The organism is Pseudomonas sp. S3_A03 (genome assembly GCF_054668275.1).
On record NZ_CP162753.1, the window covers coordinates 3,686,852 to 3,709,605 of the forward strand.

18 protein-coding genes and 2 pseudogenes are annotated in these 22,754 nt (G+C 61.7%); 12 read left to right on the forward strand and 8 right to left on the reverse strand.

From position 1 onward, the window contains the following. Window positions 1-96 precede the first annotated feature (96 nt). From ftsX to ftsY, 3 genes are read right to left on the reverse strand one after another with little or no spacing between them, the layout of a single operon-like run. Complete coding sequence (gene ftsX, locus AB4O25_RS16875; RefSeq protein ID WP_017530956.1) at window positions 97-1,119, reverse strand: permease-like cell division protein FtsX; 1,023 nt, start codon at window positions 1,117-1,119, stop codon at window positions 97-99. Next, entirely contained in the window at window positions 1,116-1,787 is a 672-nt protein-coding gene (gene ftsE, locus AB4O25_RS16880; RefSeq protein WP_003176700.1) for a cell division ATP-binding protein FtsE, read from the reverse strand. The genes ftsX and ftsE overlap by 4 nt, the downstream gene beginning before the upstream one ends. Further along, window positions 1,784-3,175, reverse strand: coding sequence for a signal recognition particle-docking protein FtsY (gene ftsY, locus AB4O25_RS16885; protein ID WP_017530955.1), 1,392 nt, complete (start codon window positions 3,173-3,175; stop codon window positions 1,784-1,786). The genes ftsE and ftsY overlap by 4 nt, the downstream gene beginning before the upstream one ends. Window positions 3,176-3,407: 232 nt before the next feature. On the opposite strand from ftsY, the pseudogene AB4O25_RS16890 reads away from it, so the two are divergent. The 4 genes and pseudogenes from AB4O25_RS16890 to AB4O25_RS16905 all read left to right on the forward strand — a co-directional run bounded on the left by AB4O25_RS16890 (window position 3,408) and on the right by AB4O25_RS16905 (window position 7,928). Continuing rightward, window positions 3,408-4,762, forward strand: a pseudogene (locus AB4O25_RS16890) (M16 family metallopeptidase). Continuing rightward, the gene (locus AB4O25_RS16895; protein WP_017530953.1) at window positions 4,755-6,245 is read left to right on the forward strand and encodes a M16 family metallopeptidase; all 1,491 of its coding nucleotides are present in this window, start codon (window positions 4,755-4,757) and stop codon (window positions 6,243-6,245) included. Before AB4O25_RS16890 ends, AB4O25_RS16895 begins: the two are co-directional and overlap by 8 nt. Continuing rightward, window positions 6,245-6,863, forward strand: a pseudogene (gene rsmD, locus AB4O25_RS16900) (16S rRNA (guanine(966)-N(2))-methyltransferase RsmD). The gene AB4O25_RS16895 and the pseudogene rsmD overlap by 1 nt, the downstream one beginning before the upstream one ends. A gap of 72 nt (window positions 6,864-6,935) precedes the next feature. Next, the gene (locus AB4O25_RS16905; protein WP_460149803.1) at window positions 6,936-7,928 is read left to right on the forward strand and encodes a hydrolase; all 993 of its coding nucleotides are present in this window, start codon (window positions 6,936-6,938) and stop codon (window positions 7,926-7,928) included. A 56-nt stretch (window positions 7,929-7,984) separates the two neighbouring features. Here the strand turns inward: AB4O25_RS16905 and AB4O25_RS16910 are convergent, their stop codons facing one another. Together AB4O25_RS16910 and AB4O25_RS16915 are read right to left on the reverse strand one after the other, a co-directional pair. After that, the gene (locus AB4O25_RS16910; RefSeq protein WP_460149804.1) at window positions 7,985-8,839 is read right to left on the reverse strand and encodes a sulfurtransferase; all 855 of its coding nucleotides are present in this window, start codon (window positions 8,837-8,839) and stop codon (window positions 7,985-7,987) included. Window positions 8,840-8,871: 32 nt separating this feature from the next. Beyond that, complete coding sequence (locus tag AB4O25_RS16915; RefSeq protein WP_017530949.1) at window positions 8,872-9,543, reverse strand: TetR/AcrR family transcriptional regulator; 672 nt, start codon at window positions 9,541-9,543, stop codon at window positions 8,872-8,874. Between the two features lie 146 nt (window positions 9,544-9,689). Here AB4O25_RS16915 and AB4O25_RS16920 point away from each other — a divergent pair, with 146 nt between their 5' ends. The 5 genes from AB4O25_RS16920 to AB4O25_RS16940 all read left to right on the forward strand — a co-directional run bounded on the left by AB4O25_RS16920 (window position 9,690) and on the right by AB4O25_RS16940 (window position 14,289). Then, window positions 9,690-11,117, forward strand: coding sequence for a coniferyl aldehyde dehydrogenase (locus tag AB4O25_RS16920; protein ID WP_065879311.1), 1,428 nt, complete (start codon window positions 9,690-9,692; stop codon window positions 11,115-11,117). A gap of 28 nt (window positions 11,118-11,145) precedes the next feature. Then, window positions 11,146-11,691: a hypothetical protein gene (locus AB4O25_RS16925; RefSeq protein ID WP_017530947.1), complete on the forward strand. Its 546-nt coding sequence runs from the start codon at window positions 11,146-11,148 to the stop codon at window positions 11,689-11,691. Between the two features lie 37 nt (window positions 11,692-11,728). Continuing rightward, a complete protein-coding gene (locus AB4O25_RS16930; protein ID WP_017530946.1) occupies window positions 11,729-13,324 on the forward strand; it encodes a GMC family oxidoreductase in 1,596 nt (531 codons plus the stop codon). Between the two features lie 103 nt (window positions 13,325-13,427). Then, window positions 13,428-13,907 (forward strand): pantetheine-phosphate adenylyltransferase, encoded by a 480-nt coding sequence (gene coaD, locus AB4O25_RS16935; protein WP_065879309.1) that lies wholly within the window; start codon window positions 13,428-13,430, stop codon window positions 13,905-13,907. 130 nt (window positions 13,908-14,037) lie between these two features. Beyond that, window positions 14,038-14,289 (forward strand): YfhL family 4Fe-4S dicluster ferredoxin, encoded by a 252-nt coding sequence (locus AB4O25_RS16940; RefSeq protein WP_017530944.1) that lies wholly within the window; start codon window positions 14,038-14,040, stop codon window positions 14,287-14,289. 117 nt (window positions 14,290-14,406) lie between these two features. Here the strand turns inward: AB4O25_RS16940 and mutM are convergent, their stop codons facing one another. Together mutM and AB4O25_RS16950 are read right to left on the reverse strand one after the other, a co-directional pair. After that, the gene (mutM, locus tag AB4O25_RS16945; RefSeq protein WP_017530943.1) at window positions 14,407-15,219 is read right to left on the reverse strand and encodes a bifunctional DNA-formamidopyrimidine glycosylase/DNA-(apurinic or apyrimidinic site) lyase; all 813 of its coding nucleotides are present in this window, start codon (window positions 15,217-15,219) and stop codon (window positions 14,407-14,409) included. 21 nt (window positions 15,220-15,240) lie between these two features. After that, a complete protein-coding gene (locus AB4O25_RS16950) occupies window positions 15,241-16,053 on the reverse strand; it encodes an HDOD domain-containing protein (protein ID WP_175404224.1) in 813 nt (270 codons plus the stop codon). 279 nt (window positions 16,054-16,332) lie between these two features. Between AB4O25_RS16950 and AB4O25_RS16955 the strand changes: the two genes are divergently transcribed. Together AB4O25_RS16955 and AB4O25_RS16960 are read left to right on the forward strand one after the other, a co-directional pair. Continuing rightward, window positions 16,333-17,529: a class I SAM-dependent rRNA methyltransferase gene (locus AB4O25_RS16955; RefSeq protein ID WP_015886370.1), complete on the forward strand. Its 1,197-nt coding sequence runs from the start codon at window positions 16,333-16,335 to the stop codon at window positions 17,527-17,529. Window positions 17,530-17,677: 148 nt separating this feature from the next. After that, window positions 17,678-18,862, forward strand: coding sequence for an MFS transporter (locus AB4O25_RS16960; RefSeq protein ID WP_065879305.1), 1,185 nt, complete (start codon window positions 17,678-17,680; stop codon window positions 18,860-18,862). Here AB4O25_RS16960 and AB4O25_RS16965 read toward each other — a convergent pair. Beyond that, complete coding sequence (locus AB4O25_RS16965) at window positions 18,837-20,570, reverse strand: DUF4153 domain-containing protein (protein ID WP_460149806.1); 1,734 nt, start codon at window positions 20,568-20,570, stop codon at window positions 18,837-18,839. The genes AB4O25_RS16960 and AB4O25_RS16965 overlap by 26 nt on opposite strands. A gap of 279 nt (window positions 20,571-20,849) precedes the next feature. Between AB4O25_RS16965 and ilvD the strand changes: the two genes are divergently transcribed. Beyond that, window positions 20,850-22,691 (forward strand): dihydroxy-acid dehydratase, encoded by a 1,842-nt coding sequence (gene ilvD / locus AB4O25_RS16970; RefSeq protein WP_003176721.1) that lies wholly within the window; start codon window positions 20,850-20,852, stop codon window positions 22,689-22,691. Window positions 22,692-22,754 lie beyond the last annotated feature (63 nt).

Genomic DNA, 22,754 nt, shown 5'->3' on the forward strand with positions numbered 1-22,754 from the left:
TTCAGCACTGCGAAAATTGACCTGGGAACCGTAGGACAAGTTCCCTAAACCGCTGATACGGCCAATACAAACGAAACCACATTAATCTGACATTAACTACTTCGGCGCCAGCTCGCGTAAATGCCGCGCCACCGCGATCCACGCACCGATATACCCCAACAAGACCGCGCCAAGCAAGAGACTCAGACCATCGGCCACCGGCACGCCGGCCAGGGCAAAATCGCTGCCGTACAAGCCGGCAAGCCCGACAACCGCGTCATTCAGCCAGTTCAGGCCAAATGCCAGCACTCCCCAGGACAAAATCCCAGCACCGAAGCCATATAGCGCGCCCATGTACAGAAAAGGCCGACGCACATAGCTGTCCGTGCCGCCGACCAGTTTAATCACTTCTATCTCGGTGCGACGGTTTTCAATATGAAGACGAATGGTATTACCTATCACCAAAAGTAATGCAGACACCAACAACACCGTCAGGCCGAACACAAAACGGTCACCCAGCTTGAGGATCGCGGCCAGACGCTCTACCCAGACTAGATCAAGTTGCGCCTGTTGCACCTTGGGCAGCTCTGCGAGTTTTTGTCGCAGGGCTTCCAGGGCCGGTTTGTCGACTTCATTCGGCGTCACCAGCACCACGCCCGGCAGCGGGTTCTGCGGCAGCTCCTTGAGCGCCTCGCCCAGGCCGGACTGTTGCTGGAACTCTTCAAGCGCCTGATCGCGGCTGACGTACTCGGCATCCGCCACGCCGGGCATGTTCTTGATGTCGTCGCGCAACGCTTCGCCCTGCTGCGTGCTGGCGTCCAGGTTCAGGTACAGCGAAATCTGCGCCGCACGCTGCCAGGAGCCGCCCAGGCGTTCCACATTATTGAGCAACAGCGACAAGCCCATCGGCAGGCTCAAGGCCACAGCCATCACCAGGCAGGTGAAAAAGCTACCGATTGGCTGTTTGCCCAGGCGGCGCAGGCTGTCGATCAGGCTGGCGCGATGGCTTTCGATCCAGGCGCGCAGCAGGGTGCTGAAGTCCGGGCCGTCATCGTCGTCGTGTTTTTTCTTTTTCGGTTGCGGGTCGGCCGGCTTGGGCGCCACGCGTTCGGATACTTTAGGGCTGCGTGTGGCACTCATACGCCGGCCTCCCCGTCACCGATCAGGCGACCGCGTTGCAGGGTCAGCATGCGGTGGCGCATACGTGCGATCAGCGCCAAGTCGTGACTGGCGATGAGTACGCTGGTGCCCAGGCGGTTGATGTCTTCGAACACCCCCATGATCTCGGCCGCCAGGCGCGGGTCGAGGTTACCGGTGGGCTCGTCGGCCAGCAGCAAGGCCGGGCGGTGGACAATGGCGCGGGCAATGCCGACGCGCTGTTGCTGGCCCGTGGACAGATCGCCAGGGTAGAGGTCGGTCTTGTCCGACAGCGCCACGCGCTCCAGGGCCGAATCCACGCGCTTGATGATTTCGGCCTTGGACAACCCCAGGATCTGCAACGGCAACGCAACGTTGTTGAAGACGGTGCGATCGAACAGCAACTGGTGGTTCTGGAACACCACGCCGATCTGACGGCGCAGGAACGGAATCTGCGCATTGCTGATGGTGGCCAGGTCTTGGCCTGCCAGCAGCAGTTTGCCAGTGGTGGGGCGTTCCATGGCCAGCAGCAGGCGCAACAGGGTACTTTTGCCGGCGCCGGAATGGCCGGTCACAAACAAGAACTCGCCGCGACGCACTCGAAAGCTCAGCTCATGCAAGCCCACATGCCCGTTGGCATAGCGTTTACCGACCTGTTCGAATCGAATCATGAACGCTCCCGCTCGGCAAACAGTGCCTGTACAAAGGGTTCGGCTTCAAAGGTGCGCAGGTCGTCGATGCCTTCACCGACGCCGATATAACGAATCGGCAACCCGAACTGTTTGGCCAGGGCAAAGATCACGCCGCCTTTGGCCGTGCCGTCGAGCTTGGTCAACGCCAGGCCGGTCAGTTGCACCGTCTGGTTGAATTGCTTGGCCTGGCTGATGGCGTTCTGGCCGGTGCCGGCGTCGAGCACCAGCAGCACTTCGTGGGGCGCGTCGGCGTCAAGCTTGCCGATCACGCGGCGCACTTTCTTCAGCTCTTCCATCAGGTTGTCTTTGGTGTGCAGGCGCCCGGCGGTGTCGGCGATCAGCACGTCGATGTTGCGCGCCTTGGCGGCTTGCACGGCATCGAAGATCACCGAAGCGGAGTCGGCACCGGTGTGCTGGGCGATCACCGGGATCTTGTTGCGCTCACCCCACACTTGCAACTGCTCGACGGCAGCGGCGCGGAAGGTGTCGCCGGCGGCCAGCATGACTTTCTTGCCTTCCAGTTGCAGCTTCTTGGCCAATTTGCCGATGGTGGTGGTCTTGCCGGCGCCGTTGACGCCCACCACCAGGATCACAAACGGTTTTTTCGGGGTGATCACCAGCGGTGCTTCAACGGGCTTGAGCATCGCAGCCAGCTCGGCCTGCAAGGATTTGTACAGTGCGTCGGCATCGGTCAACTGCTTGCGCGCAACCTTCTGCGTGAGGCTCTGGATGATCACGGCGGTGGCTTCTACACCCACGTCGGCGGTGAGCAGACGGGTTTCGATGTCTTCCAGCAGTTCGTCATCGATGGTCTTTTTGCCCAGGAACAGGCTGGCCATGCCTTCGCCAATGCTGGCGCTGGTTTTGCTCAGGCCTTGCTTGAGGCGGGCGAAGAAGCCGGTCTTGCCGGTTTCGGTTGATGGCGCGACGGGCGCAGGCTCGACGACAGCAGGTGCGGCAACCAGAGGCGCGGGGACTTCAACGACCGGCGGCGCTTGAACCACGACGTGTTCTACCGGCTCCGGTTCAATCACCGTTGGAATCGGCGGCACCACGTGCTCGGCCTGCACATCCTCAACCAGAGCGACCGGCTCTTCGGCCACCGGCAACTGCGGCCATGGCGTATGCTCGGGCTCCGGTGCGGCCTCGGCGACCGGCTGCAACACCGGCTCAGCCATCGGCAACACCACCGGCGCCGGCGCTTCGGCAACCGGTTCGGCATCGATTACGGGTTCAGGGGTCGGTTCAGCTTGAACCTGCGGCTGTTCGACGACGGTTTCCTGCGGCTTTTTGCGCAGCCATCCGAACAGGCCTTTCTTCTCGCCAGCCGCAGCTGGGGTCTTCTTGTCGTCGTTGGAACCAAACATGGAGACGGCTATCTCAAGGTAGCGACGCGCCAAGGGGCGCGTCGGTAAATAAAATACGATGCGTAACAGACTGTTTTTTAGCCAGCTCGTTCATGCGCAACATTTTGTAAGGCCTAAATAGAGCCTTAACAAGACAGCCGCAGTGGCCGTCCTTAAGTCGGACCAGTATCCTAGCACCTCCTCGCCCGCCGACGCTAAGACCAAGCGGGCAGCCCAACAGGTTTAAAAACGAATGAATGCTCTAGCCCGCCGCGCCGCAGGCCTGCTGCTCAGCACAGTTTGTCTGCCCCTTTCAGCTTTGGCCGCCGACCCACAACCCACCCATGAATTCACGCTGGACAACGGCCTCAAGGTCGTCGTCCGCGAAGATCATCGTGCCCCGGTGGTGGTTTCCCAGGTTTGGTACAAAGTCGGTTCGAGCTACGAAACCCCGGGCCAGACCGGCTTGTCCCACGCCCTGGAGCACATGATGTTCAAGGGCAGCGCCAAAGTCGGTCCCGGCGAAGCTTCGCTGATCCTGCGTGACCTGGGCGCTGAAGAAAATGCGTTCACCAGCGACGACTACACCGCCTACTACCAGGTATTGGCCCGTGATCGCCTGGGCGTGGCCTTTGAACTCGAAGCCGACCGCATGGCCAGCCTGCGCCTGCCGGCCGACGAGTTCAGCCGCGAAATCGAGGTTATTAAAGAAGAGCGCCGCCTGCGCACCGACGATAACCCGATGTCCAAGGCCTTTGAGCGCTTCAAGGCCATGGCTTTCCCGGCCAGCGGTTACCACACGCCGACCATCGGCTGGATGGCCGACCTGGACCGCATGAAAGTCGAAGAGCTGCGCCACTGGTATCAGTCCTGGTATGTGCCGAACAACGCCACCCTGGTGGTGGTCGGCGACGTGACCCCGGACGAAGTAAAAAGCCTGGCCCAGCGCTACTTCGGCCCGATCCCCAAGCGTGACGTTCCTCCGGCCAAGATCCCGATGGAGCTGGCCGAACCCGGCGAACGCCTGCTGACCCTGCATGTGCAGACCCAACTGCCCAGCGTGATCCTGGGTTTCAACGTGCCCGGCCTGGCCACTGCCGAAGACAAGCGCTCGGTGCAGGCCCTGCGCCTGATTTCAGCCCTGTTGGACGGCGGCTACAGCGCGCGCATCTCCGAACAGCTGGAACGCGGTGAAGAGTTGGTCTCCGCCGCTTCCACCAACTACGACGCCTACACCCGTGGCGACACGTTGTTCATGCTGACGGCCACCCCCAATCAACAAAAGAAAAAACCGTCGCCCAAGCCGAAGCCGGCCTGTGGCGCCTGCTGGAAGAGTTGAAGGCCAAGCCGCCGACCGCCGAAGAACTGGAGCGTATCCGCGCCCAGGTCATTGCCGGCCTGGTGTACCAGCGCGATTCGATCACCAGCCAGGCCACGGCCATCGGTTCCCTGGAAACCGTTGGCCTGTCCTGGAAGCTGATGGATTCTGAGTTGGCCGACCTGCAAAGCGTGACCCCGGAAGATATCCAGAAGGCCGCACGCACCTATTTCACCCGCGAACGTCTGAGCGTCGCCCATGTTCTGCCTGAGGAGACCGCTCATGAGTGATCGCAAAAGCAGCCGCCTGATCCTGCCCGGCCTGATCGCCGTTACATTGATCGCCGCCAGCGCCGTGTATCTCCTGCGCCCCAGCGAGTCGGTCGCCAGCCAGGCCCTGGACAAGGCGCAATCAGCCGAAAAACTGCAATCGCTGGCGGAGCTGGACGGCAAGGCGCCGACCAACCGCAAGCTCGACGTGCAAACCTGGACCACCGCCGAAGGCGCCAAGGTGCTGTTCGTCGAAGCCCATGAGCTGCCAATGTTCGACGTGCGCATCCTGTTCGCCGCCGGCAGCAGCCAGGACGGCGATGTGCCGGGCCTGGCATTGATGACCAACGCCATGCTCAACGAAGGCGTGCCGGGCAAGGATGTCAGCCAGATCGCCAGTGGCTTCGAGGGCCTGGGTGCCGACTTCGGCAATGGCGCTTACCGCGATATGGCGCTGGTGTCCCTGCGCAGCCTAAGCGCGAGCGACAAGCGCGAAGCCGCCCTGGCGCTGTTTGACCAGGTGCTCGGCCAGCCGACCTTCCCCGCCGACTCCCTGGCGCGCATCAAAAACCAGATCCTCGCCGGCTTCGAATACCAAAAGCAAAACCCCGGCAAACTGGCGAGCCTGGAGCTGTTCAAGCGCTTGTATGGCGACCATCCTTACGCGCACCCGAGCGAAGGCACGCCTGAAAGCGTGCCGAAGATTACCCAGGCGCAGCTGCACGCGTTCCATGCCAAGGCGTACGCCGCCGGCAATGCGGTGATTGCAGTGGTGGGCGACCTGACCCGCGCCGAAGCCGAGGCCATGACGGCCAAGGTCTCCGCGTCGCTGCCCAAAGGCCCGGCCCTGGCGAAAATCGCCCAGCCGACCGAACCCAAGGCAGGCCTGAGCCGTATCGAATTCCCGTCCAAGCAGACCCACCTACTGTTCGCCCAGTTGGGCATCGACCGCGCCGACCCGGACTACGCAGCCTTGTCCCTGGGCAACCAGATCCTTGGCGGCGGTGGCTTTGGCACCCGCTTGATGAGCGAGGTGCGCGAGAAGCGCGGCCTGACCTACGGCGTGTACTCAAGTTTCTCGCCGATGCAGGTGCGCGGCCCGTTCATGATCAACCTGCAAACCCGCGCCGAAATGAGTGGCGGCACCCTGCGCCTGGTCGAGGAGGTGCTGGCCGATTACCTCAAGACCGGCCCGACGCAGAAAGAACTGGATGACGCCAAGCGCGAGCTGGCCGGCAGTTTCCCGCTGTCGACCGCGAGCAACGCCGATATCGTCGGCCAGTTGGGCGTCATGGGTTTCTACAACCTGCCGCTGAGCTATCTGGAAGATTTCATGAAACAATCCCAGGCCCTGACCGTAGAGCAGGTCAAGGCTGCCTTGAACAAACACTTGAGCGCCGACAAGATGGTCATCGTGACCGCCGGCCCGACGATTGCGCAAAAGCCACTACCGCCCCCCACTGACAAACCCGCCGAGCAGCCGCTCGGGGTTCCGGAGCATTAATGGCCAGTTCATCTCGCCCGAAAAAAACCTGTCCACAACGTACACAACGGTGTGGGCCAACTGCGCATCATTGGCGGTGAATGGGGCAGCCGCAAGCTGAGCTTCCCTGACGTCGTGGGCTTGCGCCCCACGCCGGATCGCGTGCGTGAAACCCTGTTCAACTGGCTCGCACCATATATCGCGGGCGCCAAGGTGCTGGACCCGTTTGCCGGCAGTGGCGCGCTGTTCCTGGAAGCGCTGTCCCGTGGTGCGGCGCAGGCCCAGGCGCTGGATGCGAGCAATGTGGCGGTGTCCAGCCTCAAGGAACACCTGGGCACCTTGCGTTGCACCAACGGCCAGGTGCAAACCGCCGACGCGCTGCGCTACCTGGAAACCCAGGCGGCCAGCGAATACGACGTGGTGTTCCTCGACCCACCGTTCAACCAGAACCTGTTGCCTACCGTGTGCACGCTGCTGGAAGAGCGCCAATGGCTGGCGCCGGATGCGTGGGTCTACACCGAAAGCGAGACCGCGCCGTCCAGCCTGGGCTTGCCGGGTGCGTGGCGCCTGCATCGGGAGCAGAAGTCCGGGCGGGTGTATTACGCGCTGTGGCATCGTTTGGTCGAGAGTGCCGAATAAAGGCCAGCGAGCGGGCTGTCAGGCAAGCCGGCTGTCGTGGCGAGCTTGCTCGCCCGCCACAAAGAGATGTTCATGAACCCGTCTGACCACTTCAAACCCGCCTTCGGCCTCGGCAACCCCCACCTGCAAACCCTGTGGGGGCCGCTGTGGCGTCCCTCCACCCCTATCGAGCGTCAACGCGAACGCCTGTGGCTGGACGATGGCGACTTTCTCGACCTCGACTGGCATGGCCCCCATGACGTGCAAGCGCCGTTGGTGCTGGTGCTGCATGGGTTGACCGGTTCATCCAACTCGCCCTACGTGGCCGGCCTGCAAAAAGTCCTCGGTGCTCAAGGCTGGGCCAGCGTGGCGCTGAACTGGCGTGGCTGCTCCGGCGAGCCGAACCTATTGGCCCGCAGCTATCACTCGGGTGCCAGCGAAGACTTGGCGGCAACGATTGCCCATCTGCGCGCCAAGCGGCCGTTGGCACCGTTGTATGCCGTGGGTTATTCCCTGGGCGGTAATGTGCTGCTCAAGCATTTGGGCGAAACCGGCGAAACGTCCGGGCTGCAAGGCGCTGCGGCGGTGTCGGTACCGTTTCGCCTGGACCAGTGCGCAGACCGCATCGGGCTGGGCTTTTCGCGGGTGTATCAGAAGCACTTCATGCGCGAGATGCTGGCATATATCCGCGTCAAGCAGCACCAGTTTCTACAGGATGGCCGGGAAGAAGGCCTGAAAACCCTGGGCGCCCTGGGCTCACTGGAGAAGATGCGCACGTTCTGGGATTTCGATGGCCGGGTGACCGCGCCGCTGCACGGCTTTTTGAGTGCCGAGGACTATTACCGCCAGGCGTCGAGCCGCTATTACCTGAGCGCCATCCGTACGCCGACGCTGATTATCCAGGCGGCGGATGATCCGTTCGTGTTTGCGCACAGCCTGCCGCAAGCCAGCGAACTGTCGGCGTGCACCGAGTTTGAACTGACGGCCAAAGGTGGGCACGTGGGCTTCGTCGATGGCTCACTGAAACGCCCCGGCTACTACCTTGAGCGGCGCATTCCCCAATGGCTTAGGGCACAACACGGTTGAACATGTGGAAGGGGCTTGCCCTCCCACATTTGGATTGGGTTTACACGGCTGAAAACTCAGTCGCCCGTAGCAATTGCCCGCGCCGGATCAGTAATCCACTCACTCCACGACCCCGCATATAACTTGCCCAACGGGTATCCCGCCAGGCTCAGGGCAAACAGGTTATGGCAGGCCGTCACCCCGGAACCGCAATACGCCACCAGGTCCTCTGGCGAGCGCCCCTGCAATTGCGCGGCAAAGCGCTGCTTGAGGTGCTCGGCCGGCAGAAAGCGGCCATCACTGCCGAGGTTTTCGTTGAACGCCGCGCATTGCGCACCGGGGATATGCCCGGCAATCGGATCGATGGGCTCCACGTCACCGCGAAAACGCGCGGGTGCGCGCGCGTCGATCAAAGTCAGGCCCGGCTGGCCCAGGCGTTTTTGCAGGTGCTCGGCGTCCAGCAGCAGGTGATTATCCGGCTTGCCGACAAAGCTTCCCGTCGCGATTACCGGCGCGTCCAGGCTCAATGGGAAACCAGCGCTGTGCCAGGCCTTGAGGCCACCGTCCAGAATAAACACGCCATCGCGCTTGCCCAGCCAGGCCAGCAGCCACCACGCGCGGGCGGCATAAGCGCCGGGGCCGTCGTCGTACAGCACCACATCGGTGTCGGCGCTGATACCCCAGGCCCGTAGTTGCTCGGCGAATGTGTTCGCGTCCGGCAGAGGGTGACGGCCGGTCACGCCCTTGGTCACCGGCCCGCTGAGATGGCGATCCAGGTCGGCATAGTGCGCGCCTTCGATATGCCCTTCGGCGTAGCTGCAACGACCGTAATCCGGATCTTCCAGGGCAAAGCGGCAATCAAGAATCACCAAGGCGCCGCACTCGCGGCGTTCGGCCAATTGCTGGGGGCTGATCAGTTGGGCAAGCGGCATGACGAACTCCTACGAATGCATGTGGGAAAGCGCTACTTCACTTCTTCCAGTGCCTGGTTCAACGGCACGTAAAACTCTTTGAACAGTGCATCCACCGCCTCTTTGGCCTGGGGCGTGACAAAACCCGCCTCCAACACCAACACCTGGTACACCCCGCGCTTGATGGCTTCGGCACTCAGGTGCGCGGAGTTTTCATTGGTAGTGCACAAAAACCGCACCCAGGAGGTGAGGATAATCCAGGCATTGAGGGTCAGGGCTTCGGTTTGCACGGGGTTCATATTGAGGATGCCGGCATCGACAAACCCTCGGTAAATGGCGCCCCCCTGGGTCAGGCAACGTTGGGAAAACCGCCTGTAGCCGGTGGCCAGTTCAGGGTCGCTTTCCAGCAAGTGTTCAAGATCGCGATGTAAAAAACGGTAGCGCCACATACCGGCCAGTACGGCCTGCAAGTAAAAGCGCTTGTCTTCCACGACCATACCGCGCCCCTGGGGCGGGCGTAGGAAACTGTCCACCAGCGCTTCGTATTCACGGAACAGCACGGCGATAATCGCCTGCTTGTTGGGGAAGTGGTAGTACAGGTTGCCCGGGGAAATTTCCATATGGGCGGCGATATGGTTGGTGCTGACACTGCGCTCGCCCTGCTGGTTAAAAAGCTCCAGGCTGGTTTGCACAATGCGTTCGCTGGTCTTTACTCGTGGTGCCATAGGGGAATCAGCTTCTATACACGGGATAGAGCATCTTACGGCCTATCCTTGCCAGGATAAATCTGCATGTTGCTGCAATGTTATTTGACAATTTAGAGCAATGACTCTAAAAATCCAGGCAGACCAATAACAATCGGTGCCGCGCCATGTCTGCCAACGTTGCCTACCTGCAAGATTCCCAGGCGCTGGATCAACTCCAGACCCTGTTCGACGCACAACGTCGCGCCTATGCGGCCAACCCGATGCCACCGGCCGGGCAGCGTCAGCGATGGCTCAAGGCCCTGCGTGACCTGCTCAGCAACGAGCGCCAGGCGCTGATCAACGCCATCAGCCAGGACTTCAGCCACCGCAGCGCGGATGAAACCCTGTTCGCCGAATTGATGCCCAGCCTGCACGGCATTCACTACGCCAGCAAACACCTCAAGGGCTGGATGAAACCGTCCCGCCGCTCTGTAGGCATTGCCTTCCAACCCGCGTCAGCCAAAGTCATTTATCAGCCGCTGGGCGTGGTTGGCGTGATTGTGCCGTGGAACTATCCGCTGTACCTGGCCATTGGGCCGCTGGTCGGCGCGTTGGCGGCAGGCAACCGGGTGATGCTCAAGCTCAGCGAATCCACCCCGGCCACCGGTGAGCTGCTCAAAACGCTGCTGGCGAAGATTTTCCCCGAAGACCTGGTGTGCGTGGTGCTGGGCGAGGCCGAAGTGGGCATGGCGTTTTCCAGGCTGCGCTTCGATCACCTGCTGTTCACCGGCGCCACCAGCATCGGCAAGCATGTGATGCGCGCGGCGGCCGAACATCTCACGCCGGTCACCCTGGAACTGGGCGGTAAGTCGCCCGCCATCGTCTCGGACGATGTGCCGCTCAAGGACGCCGCCGAGCGCATTGCCTTCGGCAAAGCCTTGAATGCCGGACAAACCTGCGTGGCGCCGGACTACGTGCTGGTGCCGGAAGACCGCGTCGATGGGTTTATCGAGGCCTACAGCAAAGCGGTTCGCGGGTTTTATCCGACACTGGCGGACAACCCGGACTACACCGCCATCATCAACGAGCGACAACTGGCGCGGCTCAACAGTTACGTCAAGGACGCCACCGACAAAGGCGCCACCCTGATTGCGCTGTACGACCAAGGCCAGGCACGGCGCATGGCCCACAGCCTGTTGCTGAATGTCAGCGACGACATGACGGTGATGCAAGATGAAATCTTCGGCCCCGTGCTGCCGATCGTGCCCTATCGCGGTATCGACCAGGCGTTTGCCTACATCAACCAGCGCCCTCGCCCACTGGCGCTGTACTACTTCGGCTACAACAAGGGCGAGCAGAACCGCGTCCTTCACGAAACCCATTCCGGCGGCGTCTGCCTGAACGACACGCTGCTGCACGTGGCCCAGGACGACATGCCATTCGGCGGCATCGGCCCTTCGGGCATGGGCCATTACCACGGCCACGAAGGTTTCCTGACCTTCAGCAAGGCCAAGGGTGTGCTGGTGAAACAGCGCCTGAACGCCGCCAAGTTGATCTACCCGCCCTACGGTAAATCCATCCAGAAGTTGATCCAGACGTTATTCGTTCGCTGATACCGCCACCCACGGGACAACAATAACAATGAACCCTAGCCTGACTGAAACACCCGTGCTGTCGCGGCGCGGCGTCTTGAAAATCGGCCTGTGCGCCAGCGCCTTCCTAGCCACCGCCGGGTTGGGCGCCAGCCTCAGCGGCTGCTCCAGCAGCACACCGGCCAGCGGCTTTGCCCTGCTGCGCAGTAGCGATCTGCCGTTTCTGCGCGCGGTGATCCCGGTGTTGCTGGAGGGCGTCGCCAGTGCCCAGCAAATCGCCAGCGGCGTCGAAGACACCCTGAAAAAACTCGATTTCAGCCTGCAGCACCTGTCGCCCGAGATGTTCAAGCTCACGCAGCAACTGTTCGACGTATTGAGCATGGGCATCACCCGCGGCCCTTTGACCGGCATCTGGGGCAGTTGGGAAAACGCCGACAGCGAACAGATCCGCAACTTCCTGCACCGCTGGGAGAACAGCTACCTGAACCTGCTGCGCATGGGCCAGGGCTCACTGCTCAAACTGGTGATCATGGCCTGGTACTTCCAACCGGCCGCGTGGGCCCATTGCGGCTATCCCGGCCCGCCGAAGATCTGATTCGCATCCCCCACAATAAAAACAAGAGACGACCCTGATGCCCGTACCCGATCTGTTCCGCGAAGGCCTTGCCCGTGGCTGGAAAACCCACAACGGCGCCGCCCTCGATAACGACCTGACCCTGGAAGCCGACGTGGCCATCATCGGCAGCGGCGCAGGTGGTGGCACCACCGCCGAGATCCTCAGCGCCGCCGGCTACAAGGTGCTGCTGATCGAAGAAGGTCCGCTCAAGACCAGCAGCGACTTCAAGTTGCTCGAGGACGAGGCCTACACCAGCCTGTACCAGGAGGGTATCGGCCGCATGAGCAAGGACGGCGCGATCACTATCCTGCAGGGCCGAGCCGTGGGCGGCACTACGTTGATCAACTGGACCTCCAGCTTCCGCACCCCGGACGCCACCCTCGCCCACTGGGCCAGCGAATATGCGGTCAAAGGCCACAGCAGTGCCGAGATGGCGCCGTGGTTCGAGAAGATGGAACAACGCCTGGGCATCGCGCCTTGGGCCGTGCCACCGAACGCTAACAACGACGTGATCCGCAAGGGCTGCGAGCAACTGGGCTACAGCTGGCATGTGATCCCGCGCAATGTGCGTGGCTGCTTCAACCTGGGCTATTGCGGCATGGGTTGCCCGGTCAACGCCAAGCAATCGATGCTGGTGACCACCATCCCATCCACCCTGGAAAAAGGCGGCGAGCTGCTGTACCTGGCTCGCGCCGAACGCTTGAACTACAGCGGCGACCGCATCAGCAGCCTGGAATGCCTGGCGATGGACGCGCGCTGCGTAGCCCCCACCGGGCGCAAGATTACCGTGAAGGCCAAGCACTACGTGCTGTCGGGCGGCGGCATCAACAGCCCGGCGCTGCTGATGCGCTCGGACGCACCCGACCCGCACTCGCGGCTGGGCAAGCGCACCTTTTTGCACTTGGTGAATTTTTCCGCCGCCTTGTTCGACGAGGTGATCAACCCGTTCTACGGCGCGCCACAGTCCATCTACTCCGACCATTTCCAGTGGCAGGATGGCACCACTGGCAAAATGTCCTACAAGCTTGAGGCGCCCCCCTTGCATCCGGCCTTGGCCAGCACCTTGCTGGGGGGCTACGGCACGCAAAACGCCCTGGACATGAGCCAACTGCCCAACACCCACGCCATGCTCGCGCTGCTGCGCGACGGCTTCCACCCCGACAGCCCCGGCGGCAACGTGGAACTGCGCGGCGACGGCACGCCGGTGCTCGACTATCAGGTGTCGCCCTATGCGTGGGACGGCCTGCGCCGGGCGTTTCACAGCATGGCCGAGATCCAGTTCGCGGCGGGCGCCAAGTCCGTCAAACCGCTGCACCACGATGCGCGCTACGTAAAAACCTTGGCCGAAGCGCGTACCTTGATCGACGGCTTGAACCTGGAACTGCACCGCACCTGCCTGGGCAGCGCTCATGTGATGGGCGGTTGCGCCATGGGTGAAGACCCGACAAACGCGGTGGCCGACAGCCTCGGTCGTCATCACCAATTACGCAATCTATCGATCCACGATGGCTCGCTGTTCCCCACCAGTATTGGGGCCAACCCGCAATTATCGGTCTACGGATTGACCGCACAACTGGCCAGCGCATTGGCCGAACGTCTGAAAACAGCGTGAAAAAACGTTCGATTCGCGGCCTCTATCTACATAAGTCGACTTGGCCGACCGGGATGGCTGCGATACCATCCGGTTCCCCAACGGACTCCGCCAGGACGACGCGATGAACCGAGTGTTGTACCCAGGTACCTTCGACCCGATTACCAAAGGCCATGGCGATCTGGTCGAACGCGCCTCTCGCTTGTTCGACCATGTGATCATCGCGGTCGCGGCCAGCCCCAAGAAAAACCCGCTGTTTCCCCTGGAGCAGCGCGTGGAGCTGGCGCGAGAGGTCACCAAGCACCTGCCCAACGTAGAAGTGGTGGGCTTTTCGACACTGCTGGCACATTTCGCCAAGGAGCAGAACGCCAACGTGTTCCTGCGTGGCCTGCGCGCGGTGTCGGACTTCGAATATGAATTCCAGCTGGCCAACATGAACCGGCAACTGGCGCCGGAGGTTGAGAGCCTGTTTCTCACGCCGTCTGAGCGTTATTCGTTCATTTCTTCGACGTTGGTCCGTGAAATCGCCGCTTTGGGCGGAGATATCACCAAGTTCGTCCACCCGGCCGTGGCGGATGCGCTGACGCTGCGCTTCAAGAAATAGTGTTTGCCCTAGTGAGCGGGCTCGCCGGAAGGCCATAAGTCAGACCCGCTCGCACTGCGCGCGCCAATGCGGCACAATTGCGCGCATTCGTTTTCAGATGCCTTGGCCGAGTGCCCTGGCAGGAGTTTCCATGTCCCTGATCATCACCGACGATTGCATCAATTGCGACGTCTGCGAACCCGAGTGCCCGAACGCTGCAATTTCCCAAGGTGAGGAGATCTACGTGATCGACCCCAACCTGTGTACCCAGTGTGTCGGCCACTATGACGAACCTCAGTGCCAGCAGGTGTGCCCGGTGGATTGCATTCCACTGGATGAAGCCCATCCGGAGACGCAAGAGCAGTTGATGGAGAAGTATCGGAACATTACCGGTAAGGCTTGAGGTTCTTTGGTGCCTGTAAGGGCCTCATCGGGGGCAAGCCCCCTCCCACATTTGCAACGCATTCCAAGTGTGGGAGGGGGCTTGCCCCCAATGGCTATATCAGCCTTCACATAGCAATCAGCGCTGGCACTTAGGGCAAAACACACTCGCCCGCTGCCCCAGCACCACATTGCGCAGCTCTGTCCCGCAGACCTTGCACGCCTCGCCTCCTCGGCCATAGACGAACAGCTCCTGCTGGAAATACCCCGGCTGCCCGTCACCACCGATAAAGTCGCGCAATGTGGTCCCGCCACGCTCGATGGCGGCAGCCAGTACGCGCTTGATCTCGATCGCCAGCTTCAAATAACGCGCTCGCGAAATACCGCCCGCCGCGCGACGCGGATCGATCCCCGCCGCAAACAGCGCTTCGGTCGCATAGATATTGCCTACGCCCACCACCACCGCGTTGTCCATGATGAACGGCTTCACCGCCATCGACCGCCCACGGGACAGCTGGAACAGGCGCTCGCCATCAAACAGCTCGGTCAACGGCTCCGGCCCCAGGCGGATCAGCAGCTCGTGGTTGTGTGGGTCCTGGCTCCAGAGCATCGCGCCGAAGCGCCGTGGGTCGGTGTAGCGCAGGGCCAGGCCCGATTCCAGCTCGATGTCCACATGCTCATGCTTGGCCGCCGGCATGCCGATTTCCACCAGGCGCAGGTTGCCCGACATCCCCAAGTGGCTGATCAAGGTGCCGACTTCGGCGTTGATCAGCAGGTACTTGGCGCGCCGCTCCACCAGCACGATGCGCTGCCCGGACAGGCGCACATCCAGGTCTTCCGGGATCGGCCAGCGCAGGCGGCGCTCACGCACCACCACACGGCTGACGCGCTGGCCTTCCAGGTGCGGCGCGATCCCGCGCCGGGTGGTTTCGACTTCGGGTAACTCGGGCATGTGTACCTCTTGAAGGAAGGGTCAGTGCGCGCCCAGCTCGCGGATCGACAACTTCATGCTCTCGAAGTCGTATTCCGACAGGCCCACGTAGTCCAGCACCAGAGGGCCGACGGCCGCCCACTCATGATCGACCGCCTGGTTGCCCAGCACCCGGTAGGACGAGCAAATGTGCTCGGCCATCTTCAGGATCGCCAGCAGGTTCTTCAGTTGGGGATTGCGCGTCGACTCATCGCTGAAAATCGCCAGGGCGTTGTGGTGGTTGGCAATGGCGTCGGTCACATGCTCCGGCAGCCGCCAAGACTTGGCCGTGTAGTAGCCGACCACCGCATGGTTGGTGTTGAACGCCGTATTTTCGGTATCGACTATGCGGCTTTCGGGCCCCGCGTTGGCATAAGCCTGTTCAAGCACGGTCATGTATTGGGGGAAACGCTTGAGCATCAGCGGCACGCCGCAATCGTGGAACAACCCCAGGGCGTAGGCCTCGTCGACTGCCTGGGCGCCGGTGCGCTTGGCCAGGGTCAGGCAGGTCATGGCCACATCCTGGGCGGTATCCCAGAAGCGGTTGAGGGTGACGATGGTGTCATCGCTCATCTCGCCCTTGATCGACAGGGCGTTGATCAGGTTGATGATCGAACGGCTGCCGAGCAGGTTCACCGCACGCTGGATCGAAGCAATCTTGTTGCTCAGCCCGTAATACGACGAGTTGACGATTTTCAGCAGCGCGCCGGAGAGGCCCGGGTCTTGGGAGATCAACCGCGCGATCACCTCCAGGTCCGGGTCGGGCATGTACTGCTCCATCTGCAAATCCACCATGATTTGCGGCTGAGGGGGCACGCTGATGCCCTGCAGGGCCTGCTGGATCTGTTCGGCGGAAAGCTCTTGGGACATAAGTACACACTCTGGGCTAGGCGAGGATTCTAACCCCTAAGCAAAGCTGACCGACACCTCAAATACCGGATTGGACGCAGACCCAGTGGGGGAGCCGGGCTTGCCCGCGATAGCATCGACACCGTACGTCAGATACACCGCAGCGCCCGCATCGCAGGCAAGCCAGCTCCCACATGAACCGTGCCGCAACAGGTATACTCCCGCTCTTTTTTCCGGAGCGACGTCATGTCCCTGCCAAGCCTGCGTCTCAAAGCCAACGCCGATCGTCGTTTGCGCAACGGCCACCTGTGGGTCTACAGCAACGAAATCGACGTGGCCGCCACCCCACTCCACGGCTTCCAGGCAGGCGACCAGGCTATCCTGGAAGCAGCCGGCGGCAAGACCCTGGGCATCGTGGCCATGAGCCCCAACAACCTGATCTGCGCGCGCCTGCTGTCGCGCGACATCAAGTTGCCGCTGGACAAGTCGCTGCTGGTGCACCGCCTGAACGTCGCGCTGTCCCTGCGTGACCGCCTGTTCGACAAGCCGTTCTACCGCCTGGTCTACGGTGATTCCGACCTGCTGCCGGGCCTGGTGGTCGACCGTTTCGGCGACATCCTGGTGGTGCAGATCGCCTCGGCGACCATGGAAGCGCATAAAGAAGACGTGATCGCCGCACTGACCCAAGTGCTCAAGCCAAGCGGCATCCTGTTCAAGAACGACTCCGCCGCGCGCGACGCCGAAGGCCTCAACCGCTACGTCGAAACCGTGTTCGGCCTGGTGCCGGAGTGGGTTGCGCTGGAAGAGAACGGCGTGAAATTCGAAGCCCCGGTGATCCAGGGCCAGAAAACCGGCTGGTTCTACGACCACCGCATGAACCGCGCCCGCCTGGCCCCGTATGCCAAAGGCAAACGCGTACTCGACCTGTACAGCTACATCGGCGGCTGGGGCGTGCAAGCCGCCGCCTTCGGCGCCAGTGAAGTGTTCTGCGTCGACGCCTCCGCCTTCGCCCTCGACGGCGTGGAGCGCAACGCCGCGCTGAACGGCGTCGCCGAGAAGATGACCTGCATTGAAGGTGACGTGTTTGAAGCGTTGAAAGAGCTCAAAGCCAGCGAAGAACGCTTCGACGTGATCGTCGCCGACCCACCGGCCTTCATCAAACGCAAAAAAGACATGAAAAACGGCGAAGGCGCCTACCGCCGCCTCAACGAGCAAGCCATGCGCCTGCTCAGCAAGGACGGCATCCTGGTCAGCGCTTCGTGCTCCATGCACCTGCCGGAAGACGACCTGCAAAACATCCTGCTGACCAGCGCCCGCCACCTGGACCGCAACATCCAGATGCTCGAACGCGGCGGCCAGGGCCCGGACCATCCGGTGCACCCGGCGATCGTGGAGACGCGGTACATCAAGAGCATTACGTGCCGGTTGTTGCCTAACAGCTGAGATCAAGCGCAGATGTAAATGTGGGAGAGGCAAGCCCTCCCACATTTAAAGTGCGTGATTTCCGGAAATTTCCCACATCACTTTTGATTGAATTCCACTTTTCGCGGACTAGTATCGGTTTCTGGTTTTACTCCGGAAAATAAAAACAATGTCTGGGTCCACCCTCTCCCGCTTCACCCTCATCACCTGCATTTCCCTGATCAGCTTCTTCCCGATCAATATCCTTCTACCCTCCTTCCCCGCCCTGGCAGCCAGGTTCGACACCCCCAGCGCAGACATCGCGCTGTCGATCAGCCTGTTCACGTTGGTGTTTTCGATCTCGCAACTGGTCGCCGGCCCACTCTCGGATAAATGGGGCCGTAAGGAAGTTTTGCTTGGCTGCATCACGCTATCGATCTTGGGCGCTATAGGCTGCGCAATGGCGCCTGACTACCTGAGTTTTCTGCTGTTTCGCTCAGTCCAGGCCATGGGTTGCGGTTTCTTCGTCTTGGGACACGCACTGGTGGAAGACCTGTTCGAAGAACAGGACCGGGCCCGAGTACGCCTTTATTACATGACCTTCAGCGGTTCCTTTGTCGCCCTGTCACCGCTGATCGGCTCCTGGCTGCAAACCACCTTCGATTGGCAAGGCAGCTTCTACGGCTTCGCCTTGATGGCGCTGGGCATGTTGATCCATGCGTTTTGCATCCTGCCGTCCAGATCCGCCAGTGCGAACCACCCGTCGGTATCGATCACCAGCACACTCAAGGCGGTGGCCGCCAATCGCGATTTCCTGCGCTATTGGTGGATCGCCGCGCTGGTGTTCGCCTGCTACTTCGCCCTGATCAGCGTGACGCCGCTGATCTTCATGGACACACTCAAGCTATCGGCATACCAATATGCGCTGGTGCTGATGGTGTACGGCGGGGCTTATCTGTTCGGCGGTGTGGCGGCGTCGTATTGGCAGAAGCGTATTTCGCTGTCCCGGCAAATCAATATCGGTCTCGGCTTACTCTGCATCGCCGGCGTACTGTTGACGCTGATCCTAAGCCTGGATGCCATCACCACCGTCACCCTGCTGATCCCGATGCTGATCAGCGCCCTCGCCGTCACGTTGGTTCGGCCCGCCGCCATTTCTGCCGCAATGCTGTTGTTTTCCAGCCGTGCGGGTACGGCGGCCTCGGCGGGAAACAGCATTATGTTCCTCACCGCCGCCGTCAGCAGCGCGGCACTGGCCCAGGCGGACAATCATCTGCTGCTGGCCATCGCCTTCAGTTTCATCGGGTTCAGCCTATGGGGGCTGGTAACCAATCGCCGAGCAGGCGCGACTATCGCTCCCGAATCACTGGGGTGAGCAACATGTCGCTGGACTCCAATTGCAGGTAACGTGGCTTGGCCAACGAGACCTTCCCCGCGCGGATGTCGTGGATCAGCGTTTCAGTGTCGACGGCTCCGTCCGGCAGTTGCGTCCACAGCAAGGGGCCGCGATCGTCCCATTCACCCTTACTGTCCTGCACAAAAATGCGCGGTGGCTTGAAGTCGTGGCGGTAGCTGGTGCGGGGTATCGCCAGCACTTCCGGCCGGCCATCTTCATCGAGGTCGACTGCCCACAGTACACAGCCGGGCTCGCAGGGTGAGTCGGTGTCCAGGCTGAGTTCGGCGAACTGTTCGCTGTCTTTGGGCTGCGGCCCGATCCATTCCAGTTTGGGCTTGGGCCGCTGGGCGCGTTCTTTTTCGTACTGTTCGCTGAAACTCAGCGAGGTGTCGTCCATGCGCTCGCGCAGGGCGCGGCGTGACTCCGGGTTCAGGATGCGCTCCTGGTCCAGGTCGACCTGCAACTTCGCATAGGCCTCCTGGCCCGCCTTCTCCAAGCCGAATCGCAGGTTATGCGCATCAAACGCTTCAGCCTTGATGCGTCCGTCGAGCAAACGCCGCACCTGATCGTCGACGCTCAGGCGCACCGGGTCCAGGAGCGGCGTGTTGATCAGCACCAGCAGCCCACAGAACAGCAACGCCAGGGCCGGGTTGGTCAGCCGCAAGTTGCCCAGCCAGACCGGCGAGCGCAAGGCCACCGCCCACACCGCCGCCAGGCCATACAAGCCGCACAGCACGGCCAGTGCCAGCGCGATGAAGCGCAGTGGCGACAAGGCATATTGCTCGACCCGCAGCCAGCTTGAGTAAAACGCTAACCCTGCGAGTATCGGCAGGCACAGCAGGCTCAACTCGATAAAGTGCGTCAACCATTTGGGATACGGGCGGGGTTGCACGCCATCCTGGAAAACCCCATTGAGCAGGAACAACTGCGCCCCGGCCAGCACCAGCAGAATCGGGGTGGAGTAGCCCGTCGCCCAAATCCGCGACAGCCCGGTGAAGGGCAAGGTCAGGGTAAACAACACGCTGATCAGCGCGATCAACGGTAACAACAGACCACAAGCGCTCAACAACATGCCGCGCATCTGGCCGATAACCTTCTCGCTGCGCGCCGCCAGGTACATCCCCAGGGCGAACACCAGCGGCAGGCTGAAGCACAGGAATAGCTTGCTCCAGAAGTGATGCTCGAAAAACTCGATGCCCAGCATCAGGAACAGTTGGCCCCAGAGCTTGAGCAACAGCATGAACACCGCCACCAGAATCAGCGCGTACAGCACAATAAACACGCTGCTCCAGGCCTGCAGGAACAACGCCTCATAGCGCCAGCGCTCGCCTTTGGTGGCAGGCCAGACGAATAGAAAGGTGGCGCAGACATAACTCAACACCAGCAGGCTGATCACCCAGGAGTTGATCGCCCAGCGGGGATTGCCCTCAGGATCAAGGCCCTGGCAGACCCACAGCGTCATACCGCCCATCAGCACGGTGAACGCCAGGGTAGGCAGCAATGAACGCCAATGTCGGGCTTTCTCGCCGAGCAACTGCAACGCGGTACCGCCGACCAGCACCACGGTGCCGGTGACAAAAAACAGCGTCTCGCTCAGGCGATGCAACTGGCCGGCGTAATAGAAGACGATTCCCTGGATCAGGCCGATCAGCAGGTAGAACCCTAGAAAACGGTGAATAACGGGCATTCCAATTCCTTTGGAGCGAGGTGAGGACAAAGGGCCGCCAGTCTAAACAAAGCCGGCGGCGCTGAGTATTGCCCCATTCCCTCCAGCCGCCAGCGGTGTAGAATCGGCCCTATTCATCGCCAGTCATCCCCCGGCGGGTTTATGAGCTCAAGGCCACTGCGCACGGCGATCCCGTAACGTTTGCGGCAACTTCCGGACACCAGTGCCATTTTTCGGGTGTTCCAGACGTCAATAGAAGCTCACTCCCCTTTGATACCGATTAGCCGCCCGGAGTGCTCCATGCCAGATTACCGCTCGAAAACATCCACCCACGGCCGCAACATGGCCGGCGCGCGCGCACTGTGGCGTGCCACGGGGATGAAAGATGACGACTTCAAGAAGCCGATCATCGCGATTGCCAACTCGTTCACCCAGTTCGTACCGGGCCACGTCCACCTCAAGGACCTGGGCCAACTGGTCGCCCGCGAAATCGAACGCGCCGGCGGCGTGGCCAAGGAATTCAACACCATCGCCGTGGACGACGGCATCGCCATGGGCCATGACGGCATGCTGTATTCCCTGCCGAGCCGCGAGATCATCGCCGACTCCGTGGAGTACATGGTCAACGCCCACTGCGCCGACGCCATCGTGTGCATCTCCAACTGCGACAAGATCACCCCCGGCATGCTGATGGCCGCCCTGCGCCTGAACATCCCGGTGATCTTCGTTTCCGGCGGCCCGATGGAAGCCGGCAAGACCAAATTGGCCAGCCACGGCCTCGATCTGGTCGACGCCATGGTCATCGCCGCCGATTCCAGCGCATCTGACGAGAAGGTCGCGGAATACGAGCGCAGCGCCTGCCCGACCTGCGGTTCGTGCTCCGGCATGTTCACCGCCAACTCGATGAACTGCCTGGTGGAAGCCTTAGGGCTGGCCTTGCCGGGCAACGGTTCCACGCTGGCCACCCACAGCGACCGCGAGCAGCTGTTCCTGCAGGCCGGCCGTACCATCGTCGAGCTGTGCAAGCGCTACTACGGCGAGAACGATGAGTCGGTGTTGCCGCGCAACATCGCCAACTTCAAGGCGTTCGAAAACGCCATGACCCTGGACATCGCCATGGGCGGTTCCACCAACACCATCCTGCACTTGCTGGCCGCGGCCCAGGAAGCCGAGATCGATTTCGACCTGCGCGACATCGACCGCCTGTCCCGTCACGTGCCGCAACTGTGCAAGGTCGCGCCGAATATCCAGAAGTACCACATGGAAGACGTGCATCGCGCCGGCGGGATCTTCTCGATCCTCGGCTCCCTGGCCCGTGGCGGCCTGCTGCACACCGACCTGCCGACCGTGCACAGCACGTCCCTGGCCGAAGGCATCGCCAAGTGGGACATCACCCAGACCGACGACGAAGCCGTGCACACCTTCTTCAAGGCAGGCCCGGCCGGCATTCCGACCCAGACCGCGTTCAGCCAGTCGACCCGTTGGGACACCCTGGACGCCGACCGTGAAAACGGCTGCATCCGCAGTGTCGAACACGCCTACTCCAAGGAAGGCGGCCTGGCCGTGCTGTACGGCAACATCGCCCTCGACGGCTGCGTGGTCAAAACCGCCGGTGTGGATGAGTCCATCCACGTCTTCGAAGGCCGCGCCAAGATCTACGAAAGCCAGGACAGCTCGGTCCGCGGCATCCTCGCTGACGAAGTGAAGGAAGGCGACATCGTGATCATCCGCTACGAAGGCCCGAAAGGCGGCCCGGGTATGCAGGAGATGCTGTACCCCACGTCGTACCTGAAGTCCAAGGGCCTGGGCAAAGCTTGCGCCCTGCTCACCGACGGCCGCTTCTCCGGCGGCACCTCGGGCCTGTCGATCGGCCATGCTTCGCCGGAAGCCGCTGCCGGCGGCGCGATTGGCCTGGTGCAGGATGGCGACAAGGTGTTGATCGACATTCCGAACCGCTCGATCAACCTGTTGATCAGCGATGAAGAACTGGCGGCACGCCGGGTCGAGCAGGACAAAAAAGGTTGGAAGCCGGTTGAGAAGCGTCCGCGCAAAGTGACTACCGCGCTGAAGGCGTACGCATTGTTGGCCACCAGCGCCGACAAGGGTGCGGTACGCAACAAAGCCATGCTCGACGGCCTGTAAGCTTCGCGCATAAAAAAGCCCCGCCAGGTGCGGGGCTTTTTTTGCCTGGAGAAAAACTCAGGA